General features: G+C 49.1%; 8 protein-coding genes. 5 read left to right on the plus strand and 3 right to left on the minus strand.

Features of this window, described 5'->3' with window-relative positions:
- The first annotated feature begins 344 nt into the window (after positions 1–344).
- The 5 genes from EL633_RS02255 (at position 345) to EL633_RS02275 (ending at position 6,940) form a co-directional block, all read left to right on the plus strand.
- Positions 345–1,952 carry a carboxyl transferase domain-containing protein gene (locus EL633_RS02255; RefSeq protein ID WP_126625640.1) on the plus strand — a complete coding sequence of 536 codons (1,608 nt, stop codon included), beginning with the start codon at positions 345–347 and terminating at the stop codon, positions 1,950–1,952.
- Positions 1,953–2,124: 172 nt separating this feature from the next.
- Positions 2,125–3,111: a magnesium/cobalt transporter CorA gene (gene corA / locus EL633_RS02260; protein ID WP_161981876.1), complete on the plus strand. Its 987-nt coding sequence runs from the start codon at positions 2,125–2,127 to the stop codon at positions 3,109–3,111.
- 23 nt (positions 3,112–3,134) lie between these two features.
- Positions 3,135–3,929 carry an enoyl-CoA hydratase-related protein gene (locus tag EL633_RS02265; RefSeq protein WP_126625642.1) on the plus strand — a complete coding sequence of 265 codons (795 nt, stop codon included), beginning with the start codon at positions 3,135–3,137 and terminating at the stop codon, positions 3,927–3,929.
- A gap of 9 nt (positions 3,930–3,938) precedes the next feature.
- Positions 3,939–5,948 carry an acetyl/propionyl/methylcrotonyl-CoA carboxylase subunit alpha gene (locus EL633_RS02270; RefSeq protein ID WP_126625643.1) on the plus strand — a complete coding sequence of 670 codons (2,010 nt, stop codon included), beginning with the start codon at positions 3,939–3,941 and terminating at the stop codon, positions 5,946–5,948.
- A gap of 89 nt (positions 5,949–6,037) precedes the next feature.
- Entirely contained in the window at positions 6,038–6,940 is a 903-nt protein-coding gene (locus EL633_RS02275; RefSeq protein WP_126625644.1) for an NAD(P)-dependent oxidoreductase, read from the plus strand.
- A 64-nt stretch (positions 6,941–7,004) separates the two neighbouring features.
- Here the strand turns inward: EL633_RS02275 and EL633_RS02280 are convergent, their stop codons facing one another.
- The 3 genes from EL633_RS02280 to EL633_RS02290 form a co-directional block, all read right to left on the minus strand.
- A complete protein-coding gene (locus EL633_RS02280; protein WP_126625645.1) occupies positions 7,005–8,105 on the minus strand; it encodes a site-2 protease family protein in 1,101 nt (366 codons plus the stop codon).
- Between the two features lie 201 nt (positions 8,106–8,306).
- Entirely contained in the window at positions 8,307–9,638 is a 1,332-nt protein-coding gene (locus EL633_RS02285) for an Nramp family divalent metal transporter (RefSeq protein ID WP_126625646.1), read from the minus strand.
- A gap of 168 nt (positions 9,639–9,806) precedes the next feature.
- Positions 9,807–11,045: a competence/damage-inducible protein A gene (locus EL633_RS02290; protein WP_161981877.1), complete on the minus strand. Its 1,239-nt coding sequence runs from the start codon at positions 11,043–11,045 to the stop codon at positions 9,807–9,809.
- Positions 11,046–11,200 lie beyond the last annotated feature (155 nt).

Consider the following 11,200-nt stretch of genomic DNA (forward strand, 5'->3'; position numbering starts at 1 on the left):
TTGTTTTGCAAACCCTTTATATTCTTTATAGTAGTGCTCATTAGAGGATAAAAACAATAGCTACCTTCCAGCTACTGATCACATTGTTTGAAATGAGAACATAATTGCATAATTTTCTTGCCAGGCCAAAGTTGAGCAACTTTAACGTATGTTCCTAATTTCACACATGTATAGTACACGAAAGAGTGGCTGCCTGTCAACACAAAATACGGTTCATGCATGCCTGCAAGCCCATCCCTTGACGCACACTAAGCAGAGTGATATGCTCATTTATGGCGCAATGAAGCGTGATATTTACAAAGTCAATCCTATTCTATCATCGTTGTTGAGAGGATCTAGCGACTATGTCCATCATTGAGACCCATATAGATCGTCAAAGCCCCGATTTTGTTGAGAATACGCACTATTTTCAACGCCTCATCGAGCAACTTACGCAAAATATTCAGAAAGTTCAACAAGCAGGCGGGCCTGACGCTATCGCCAAGCACCGCAAGCGCAACAAGTTGCTGGCCCGCGAACGCATTGAACGACTGTGCGATCCCAATACAGCTTTCCTGGAATTCAGTCCGTTAGCCGCCTGGGATATGTATGATAACGAGGCACCCGCGGCTGGCATTGTGACTGGCATTGGTCTGGTTGAAGGCCAGGAATGTGTAATCGTTGCCAATGATGCCACGGTAAAGGGCGGAACCTATTATCCACTCACAGTCAAAAAACATCTGCGTGCCCAGGAAATTGCCGAGCAGAATCACCTTCCCTGTATCTACCTGGTCGATTCTGGCGGAGCATTTCTTCCTCTTCAAGCCGATGTTTTTCCCGATCGTGATCACTTCGGGCGTATCTTCTATAATCAGGCCCGTATGTCTAGCCAGCGTATTCCGCAGATCGCCGCAGTAATGGGATCGTGCACCGCAGGTGGTGCCTATGTTCCCGCCATGAGCGACGAGACCGTAATTGTGCGCGGCAATGGCACGATCTTTCTGGGCGGCCCGCCACTGGTGAAGGCGGCCACTGGAGAAGAGGTGAGCGCCGAAGATTTGGGGGGCGCCGATGTCCATAGTCGCACCTCAGGCGTGACCGATCATTATGCTTTAAATGATGAACATGCCCTGGCTATCTGCCGCAGTATCGTCTCCCATCTTAATCGCCGCAAACATATTCCCTGGGAGATTCGCCCACCGGTTGCTCCACGTTATGATGCCAATGATCTACTCGGACTGGTGCCCGCTGATAATCGCCGTAGTTATGATGTGCACGAAGTTATTGCCCGCCTGGTTGACGATAGCGATTTTCATGAGTTCAAGGCGCTCTATGGTACCACGCTGGTCTGTGGCTTTGCACGCCTGATGGGCTATCCAGTCGGTATCATCGCGAATAATGGCATCCTCTTCTCGGAAAGCGCACTGAAAGCTACGCACTTTATTGAGCTATGTGTGCAACGCCAGACACCTTTAATCTTCTTACAAAATATTACTGGCTTCATGGTAGGACGCCAATATGAGAATGGTGGTATCGCCAAAGATGGAGCCAAGATGGTCATGGCGGTGGCGAACGCGTCTGTACCCAAGTTCACAGTGATTATTGGTGGCTCATTTGGTGCCGGCAACTATGGTATGTGTGGGCGCGCCTATTCTCCCCATCAACTCTGGATGTGGCCAAATGCACGCATCTCAGTCATGGGAGGGCAGCAGGCGGCGACGGTCCTGGCAACGGTACGCAAAGACGGCATGGCGGCACGCGGCAAAAGTATGAGCCTTGAAGATGAAGCCAATTTTATGCAACCAATCCTGGATAAATATGAGGAAGAGGGCAATCCTTATTATAGTACGGCCCGCCTATGGGATGATGGCATCATTGATCCAAGAGACACTCGTACCGTACTTGGACTGGGCATCGCGGCTGCCCTTAACGCTCCGATACCGGAGATTCCTTTTGGCGTTTTTCGCATGTAAGCCTTACAGTATTCAGCATATTACTGGCTGGTATCCAAACTCTTCTGCAATTCCGTATATCAGTTGAGTATGTAAAGAAGACAGCATCGTTTCTTAGATGAAGCAAACCAAAACGATCATAACTTTATCACGCTTACCATTCTATATATTTCAAAAGGACACAGCAAAAGTTATGCAACAAAATGTTGTCTGGCATCAAGGATCTCTGTTAGTCGATTGCTCACTCGGACAACTGCGCGATGCACTACGAGATCCGCAGTCAGTGATTTGGCTGGATATTCTCACTGATGGGCATCTGGAAAAATATACAGACCTGCTCACGAATGAATTCAAACTCTTGCCACTGACGATGGAAAAGCTCGAAGAACCGCATGAGCGTGCCAAATTAATCAGTCATCATAATTATTTTTATCTCGTAGTCCATGGACTTGAATTTGATATGCAGGAGATTGAGGCCCGCACCCCAAAAATGGACATCGTCTTTGGCAAAAATTTTTTGATCACGGTCCATCAGACCCATATGGACTGGCTCAATGATTTACATCAGACGGTTTGCCATGATAAATCCGAGGATAATATGATTCAACAGGGGATGGCTTATCTACTCCATGAAGTACTGGATAATCTGGTGGATAGCTACTTTCCTGTACTGGATGATATTGATGATATGGTTGATGAGCTAGAAAATCAGACGGTCGAACAGACAGGTACAGAGGTTCAGAGCCGCATCTTTAGCATGAAACGTGTTCTGGCACAAATGCGACGTGTGATCAGTCCTCAGGTCGAGGTTTCGAACTCACTGATTACCCGTACCGGTGACTTTGTTCCCACAGAGGTTGAACCTTACTTCGCCGATGTCCATGACCATCTGATACGTACCTTTGAAGTTATAGATTCTTATCGCGATTTGATGAGTGGCTTATTAGATGTCTATTTAACCACCGTTGCCAATCGCCAGAACGAGATCATGAAACAGTTGGCCTTGATCTCAACCATCTTTCTACCAATTACCTTTGTATCCGGCGTCTTTGGCCAAAATTTCGGCCATTCACCCCAGGTTGATCATGATCCAGGCTTTAACTTTTGGATAGTATTACTATTCATGATGTTAGTTACCGTGGGACAACTCTGGTACTTCCGTTATCGCAAATGGATTTAAAGTATAACTTGAAAGGCGAGACCATGGTAGAACACTATAATCATCTGACCCTCGAACGTAGCTTTGAGGATAAAGTTGCAGTTGTAACTTTGAATCGTCCTCAGGTACGCAATGCACTAAATGCCGTATTAATTGAAGAGCTTACAGCTGTTTTTACCGCACTACGCAACGATGAGCAGTTGCATGGCGTTATTTTAACGGGTGAGGGAAAAGCTTTCTGCGCCGGAGCTGATGTGCATATGATGCAGGAGGCTATCACTTATACAGAAGAACAAAATGTAGCCGATGCCCTACGCCTTTCAGACATGCTACGTACCATCAATACCTTCCCCTGTCCTGTAATCGCGCGTATCAATGGTGATGCGTTAGGTGGAGGCGTCGGATTGGCAGCAGTCTGCGATATTGTTATTGCTGCTGAGAGTGCACGTTTTGCTTTTAGTGAAGTCAAACTGGGTATCGCGCCAGCCGTCATCTCTCCGTTCGCGATTCGCAAGATCGGAGAAAATATGGCTCGCGTACTATTTGTTACCGGAGAACGCTTTAGCGCGACCCGTGCCCATGAGATTGGGCTGGCCCATTCCGTCGTGCCAATATCGCACCTGGATGATGCTGTTGCCCGAGCGGCTAATGAGTTAGTCAGTGGTGCGCCCCAGGCAATCCGTGCCTGTAAAGCGCTCGCACTACAGATCGGTCAGATGAATAAAGAGGACACACGTCTTTATACCGCTGAGACGATTGCGCGCCTGCGTGTCAGCCCAGAGGGTCAAGAAGGATTACGCGCATTTTTAGAGAAACGTACTCCCCAGTGGCTAGTTTAATGAGGAACCATGTTCAAGAAAATTTTGATTGCCAATCGAGGAGAGATTGCTGTCCGCATCATGGCAACCTGCCGTGAAATGGACATCCGCAGCGTTGCGGTCTACTCCGATGCTGATCAACACGCCCGTCATGTCTTGCTGGCCGATGAAGCTTACCCAATCGGGCCAGCTCCCGCTACCCAAAGCTATCTGAATATACCTGCGATTCTGGCTGTGGCCCGTGAAAGTGGAGCGGAAGCCATTCATCCGGGGTATGGGTTCTTGTCTGAAAACGCAGAATTCGCGGAGGCATGTGAACAGGCGGGTATTGTTTTTATCGGGCCATCCGCTAGCGCGATGCGCCTGATGGGTTCAAAAATCGCCGCCAAGCACATTGCCCGCGATGTGCAGGCGCCCACAGTTCCCGGCTATAACGGTGAAAGTCAGGATCAAGCGGTACTCCAGCAGGAGGCGTTGCGCATTGGTTTTCCACTGCTTATTAAGGCCTCAGCCGGCGGTGGCGGCAAAGGCATGAGGGTGGTTGAAAATGAGGCAGAATTTCTGTCTCAACTGGCTGGCGCTCAACGCGAGGCTCTGGCGGCATTTGGGGATGGTACAGTTTTTCTTGAACGCTATCTGCAGCAACCACGCCACATTGAGATACAGATACTCGCGGATACCCATGGTAACGTTGTGCATTTAGGTGAACGTGAGTGCTCAATTCAACGCCGCCATCAAAAAATTGTTGAGGAGAGCCCATCAATTGCTTTAACCCCTGCCCTACGGGAACAGATGGGGGCCGTCGCGATCCGCATTGCTCGTGCCGCTAACTATGTCAATGCAGGCACACTGGAGTTTATGCTGGACACTGATCAGCAGTTTTATTTTCTAGAGATGAATACACGCCTGCAAGTTGAACATCCGGTCACAGAATTGGTTACCGGGCTGGATCTGGTGCGCCAGCAACTGCGTATCGCGGCTGGCGAGCCTCTTGAGCTACGCCAGGAGGAGCTTACTCCACGTGGACATGCGATTGAGGTACGGCTCTATGCAGAGGATCCTCAACAGCAGTTTCTACCCTCAACCGGTCTAATTACCAGCTTTATACAACCAGTTGGACCCGGTGTCCGTCTTGATAGTGGTGTTGTAGCTGGCGATGAAGTCACGCAATATTATGATCCTATGCTTGCCAAACTCATCGTTTATGCCGAGCAGCGTCCCGCCGCCATCGCTCGCATGCGCGCGGCATTAGAACGCTGTGCCATCTTTGGCGTGACCACCAATATATCCCTGCTCCATGCCATCAGTCTGCATCCAGCTTTTTCTGCCGGGGAAACACCAACGAACTTTTTGGCGTTGCACCACATGCCCGCTACCAGGACCAGCGTCGAGCTTCCCGATGATATAGTGCTAGCCGCTGCCATCATGGATATCCAACAAGATATACAGACAGCCGAACACTCAATGCACACACAAAATCCCTGGCAAAGTCTAGGACCATGGCGCACCACAGGTGGTGGGCGTACACTGACATATACGTATCAGGAACAGGAATATCGCGTGGTCATTCGGCCTACCACCCAACGCCAGGAAAGCTGGCTGATCAGTATTAACCAGGCAGAAGCAAGAGAAGTTACTGCCCTGGCGGCCAATGACAATCTCCTGATCATTAAAACACAGCATAGCCAACGAACAGTTTATGTCCAGATACAGGAGCATGAGGTACAGTTGTTCATGGCGGGACAGGTATATCATCTGCTACGAACACGGCCACCAGAAATTGCCAGTGCCGCCCACGGTTCCAGTGGGCTACAAAAACAAAAAAGTCTGACCGCCCCTATGGCTGGTACCATTGTAAAAGTCCAGGCACAGGAAGGTGATATAGTAGAAGCGCAGCAGGTATTGCTTATTCTTAGTGCCATGAAAATGGAACATGCAATTACTGCTCCCTATGCAGGAAAAATTCAGCGCATCCACTATAAAGAAGGTGCGGTAGTTCAGGGTGGTGCCCTTGTCGTCGAGATGGCTGAGGAGGAGTAATTTCTCCGCCAGCCACTTATACAAGTCCAACCCTGCAGCTATCCGCATCGAGCAATAATCTATTCATAATCAAACAAAAGGAAGTAGTCATGCAGATTGGTTTTATCGGCATTGGAGTTATGGGGCGTCCCATGACGCTCAACCTGCTCAAAGCAGGCCATGATGTCACTATCTTTGCCCGCAATCCTGAAAAGCCAGAGGTTCAAGAAGTCTTGAGCGCGGGAGCCCACTTAGCACCATCGGCACGGGCGGTAGCCATCGCCTCCGAGATCGTGATTACTATGGTTCCTGACTCTCCACAGGTGGAAGAGGTTGTTACGGGTCCTGGCGGTATCTTAGAAGGTGCGCGCAAAGGACTGATCATTATTGATATGAGCACAATTGCCCCTTCGGTCAGCCGCGCTCTGGCAGAGAAGGCAAAAGCCAGAGGAGTACACTTCCTGGATGCTCCGGTCAGCGGCGGCTCACAAGGAGCCGTCAACGGTACACTCACCATCATGGTCGGCGGCGAGAAAGATATTTTTGAAAAGGCCTGTCCAGTCCTGGAGGGCATGGGTAAAAAAGAGAATATCCTCTATGTTGGTCCCAGTGGGTCTGGAGAAGTGGTCAAGATTATTAATAATATGCTGGTTGGTACGATTGCCGCCTCAACCGCTGAAGCTCTGGTTCTGGGTGTGAAGGCTGGAGCTGATGTTGAGACAATGGCAAAAATAGTTGGAATCAGTACCGGTGCCAGCTGGCAGCTCGCTAATCAGTTTCCGTTACGCGCCTTCAATGGCAGCTTCCAGCCCGGCTTTATGACCGATCTCTTACATAAAGATCTGGGACTGGCCCTGGATCTGGCCAGAGAAAATCAGGCCGAGGTAGCGATGACCACCCTGGCACGCAAACTGTATACCCAGGCACAGGATGCCGGCTATGGCCGGGACGACTATACCTCTCTCCTTAAAATCCTTGAGGAGCAGGCAGGCGTTGAGGTACGCACCAAATAAGCACAAAGACAAAAAGAGCGCTCCCACTTTGAATAGCGGGAGCGCTCTTTTTGTCTTTCAGATTTTAATATTTGATTGGCATCAGGTTATGCGCAAAAGTCATGCCTAAAAACAGGACGGCGACCAGACCAAAGTACAACAGGCCCATCAATATACGTGAGCTCATAGGTACATTATAGTACTCCAGGCTCTCTGCATTTTGTGAACGCAAACCTCGTGACCATAATTGTGTCGCGGCCATAAACACGAACAACAGTAGCCAGGGATAAAAGTTTCCGGTCATCCATTGCCAGATCTGATAGCCCAGCAGCGCCACAAAACCAATAATCCAGACACGTCGGTCGATAGCGGCCAGGACTCGTCCGCCATCAAAAGGCACAATTGGAATCAGGTTAAACAGGTTCATAAAGAAGCCAAAGTAGGCCAGGGGAGCCCAGATTGCGCCAGGTTGCTGTAATGCCAACAATAAACAGGCACTGGCGGCAAGCGCGCCAGCAATTGGTCCTGCGATACCTACTTCGGCTTCATCCTTAGCATTCTTTGGCATCTGGCGCATGGTAACAGCTGCCCCGAGCAGAGGAACAAAAATCATACCTCCCATAGGAATGCCCTTGAGCTTCATCACCAGCGCATGGCCCATCTCATGGATAAAAAGCATCACAACCAGACCCACTGCGAACTGCCAGCCAAAGAGAAAGGAATAAGCAACAACCGACAAAAGGGCTGAAAAGCCAAAGCCACCAAACTTCAGTAAAAAGGCTAGACTTTTAAATTTCAGCAAAAAGCTGCCGATGGCGAGCAGTATCCCACCCAATCCGGCAATACCTTTGCGTGAACCACCTTTCGAGGTGTCACCTGACTGTTGGGCCGCATATTTCTCCACACTTTGTGGACCACGATACTCCTCACCAGAGCTTACATACGGCTGATAAGCTTTATCGGTGGCATACGGATCAGGAGTAGAGGGTTGATATGATGAATATCCTTTATAGCTATCTTCGTATGGATTTTGCTGATAGCTGGCATAAGGATCAGGTTGAGCAGAATGGGGTGCTGACCGCTCATCAGGAGCATGATAATACTCCGGGCGAGCATAATCTATCTCTTGAGCATTCCCATTATTCTCACGATATTTAGCATAGTCGTCGGGATTGCTATTATACACATTCTGCCTCATTTCTGGGAATCAAACAAATGGTGTCGTGCATAAGTTTACCATATATACATCATAAACAGCGCAAAGAACTAAGCTATTCCCTGGCTATTTCGGGGATTTTTAGCTGATATGTTACTATCTAAAATACGAATGCACGCATTGAAAGTTGTAGGACCGTTGTGTCGTAAACGATCCTACAACTGTATACTCTTAGCCGCCAGTAATGGCTGACCAGATAGTGGTACCCAGTAAGAGCAGTACCAGGGCCGTCACCAGTATGACGGTAGCCCAGGAGATGATATTAAAGGCAACCCCATTCACATGGCGTCCCATTAAACGCCGGTTGTTGACCAGCAAGATGATAAAAATCAACAAGATGGGGACCATGGCGGCATTCAGGCTCTGTAAGATGACCAGTACCTGGATAATCGGCAGGTTTGGAATCATGGTAATCAGGACACTGAGAATAATGAGTCCGGTGAAGATACTTTGAAATACTGGTGCTTCACTAAAGCTACGTGAAACACCACGTTCAAAACCAAAGGCCTCACAAATCCCATAGGCCGTTGAAAGTGGAAGGACAGCCGCCGCCAGCAGTGAAGCGCCAAAGAGTCCAATTCCAAACAAATATAGAGAAAATCCACCAGCCAGTTTGTTTAGTGCCATAGCCGCCTCAAGAGGATTGCTTACCGTATGAGGATACAGCGCGGCACCTGTAGTAATGACGACAAAGGCAGCAATGACTACCGCGAAGATAGTGCCACTATAGACATCAAGCTTCTCATAGAAATATTCGTTGGCTGGAATTCCTTTGTCTGCTACGGAGGATTGTACAAAGAATTGCATATATGGACTGATCGTTGTACCTACCAGGGCCACAGCTGCCAGTAGATAGGCGTTATTACCACTGATGTGCGGTAACACAATGCTATGTCCTACCTCTCCCCAATTTGGATTAGAGGCAAAGGCTGCTGGTACATACGCCAGAAAACCCAGGGACATAAATAAGAAGATCTTTTCCACACGCCGGTATGAGCCTTTGGTGACCATCCACCATAAGGCCAGGCCACTGATCGGCACAACAACATATACCCAGGGGGTATGGACGTTATTGGCAAATACCTGCACGCTGGCTGCAATACCCAGAAATTCGGAAATGGTGACACCTGTATTGGCGATCAGCAAGGCCAACATGGCGACAGCGGTCCAGCGTACACCAAATTGCTCTCGAATCAGGTCGGCCAGGCCTTTACCTGTAATCACACCCATGCGGGCACACATCTCTTGTACAATAGCCAGACAAAATCCTGCCACGACAAGCGCCCAGATCAGATTGTATTGATAAGTCGCCCCGGAGGTTGAAAAAGTAGCGATACCACCAGCATCATTGCCAGCATTGGCCGCGATTAATCCTGGTCCCAGGATAGTGAAAAGTTTAAAAAAGGAGGATGAACGATTAAGACGAAAACGAGACCGCCCGTGCTTTTTGCGCTCGGTGCGGCCTTTTCGAGGTTTTTGTGCTTTCTGGCTCTCTGTATCCATAGGGTGCACACCCTGGGTCGTGATACGAACTAGTGTTGCTCACTCCCCACCCTTTCGTCTGTGTTATTTCTTCGTACCTGATAATATCACTCCCACCCTGAGGTGACAAGTCTAAAACATATCAAGTGCCTTCTATCACAGACACGAGTAAGGCTCCTAAAAAGAGACTTATTGCGGGATAACAGTTCCTTGTAGATAGCGTCGCAATAAGTTCAGAGCTGTCAGAACGGCATGACGTTTATTGTCTGCACGTCCGCCACGCCAACCAGGTCCCATGCCAGTGACGGTTCCCTCTGGCCCTTCTACCGCGATATAGACTGTCCCAACTGGTTTATCCTCTTGCTTTCCTGGTCCGGCGACACCTGTCACGCCAATACCAAAATCACAACCCAGGCGCTCGCGAATCGCATGGGCCATCGCTCTGGCCGTCTCTTCACTGACCACGCCATAGCGGTCCACCGTTTCCTGAGGAACGCCCATCTGCACTTTAAGATCAGTGCTATAGGTCACAACACCACCCAGAAAGTGCTTAGAACTACTCTGGAAATCGGTAATCGTACTGGCAAGCAGTCCACCTGTCAGAGATTCCATAACTCCCAGGTTCTGGTGGCGCTCCTGGAGGGCCTTCCCAATAACGCTGGCCAGGGTATCACCCTCGATACCAAACACATGATCACCTAACCGGGCACGCGCCTGTTCTTCCATTTCAGCTACCAGTTGTAAGGCATCTTCGGTTCGCTCCGCCTTGGCAGTAATCCTCACGTCTACAGCGTCCGCTTTGGCATACGTCGCAATAGTTGGATTAGTCGAATGCAACAGTTCAGTTAGAGCTTCCTCAACAGAGGATTCGCCCAGACCATAGACACGCAAGAGGCGTGTAAAGATTAAGCCGCCTGTATATTTTGCCAGCCTGGGCACTATCTCTTCTTCCCACATGCGATACATTTCACGTGGCACACCCGGCATCGCTACCAGAATGTGACCATCTTTTTCAACCCACCATCCTGGAGCGGATCCCACCGGATTGGCAATACTTTCAGCTGAAGGGATCAAGGTGGCCTGTTTTAAATTGCGCTCGGGCATTGGGCCTGAATGGGTAAAGCGAGCTCGTAATTGAGCCTCCAACTCAGGTACCACGGCCATCTTTTCGCCCATAAGCTCGGCAATCGACTCGCGGGTCAAATCATCTTCGGTCGGTCCCAATCCACCCGTCATAATAATCAGGTCGGAACGTTGCCAGGCCTGTCGTAATAGCTCAACAACACGTCCTTGATTATCACCAACCTGCGAGACATGATAGAGATCGATACCTTGTGCCGCCAGGCTCTGTGCCAGATAGGTGGCATTGGTATCACTAATGTGGCCTAATAACAATTCGGTACCACAGGATAAAATCTCTGCGCGCATGCATCCTCCTGCTTTATAAGACATTCCTAGCCTTTTTAGATAGTACCCAAATAGCTAACTCTTGCTAACTGTTCTGGGTAGTCATATAATATCATACTGTGTCTTACATCAACATATTGTGCTATAAACAATTTTTAAATCAACATGTTGTGTCA

The organism is Dictyobacter alpinus (assembly GCF_003967575.1).
Lineage (GTDB): Bacteria > Chloroflexota > Ktedonobacteria > Ktedonobacterales > Ktedonobacteraceae > Dictyobacter > Dictyobacter alpinus.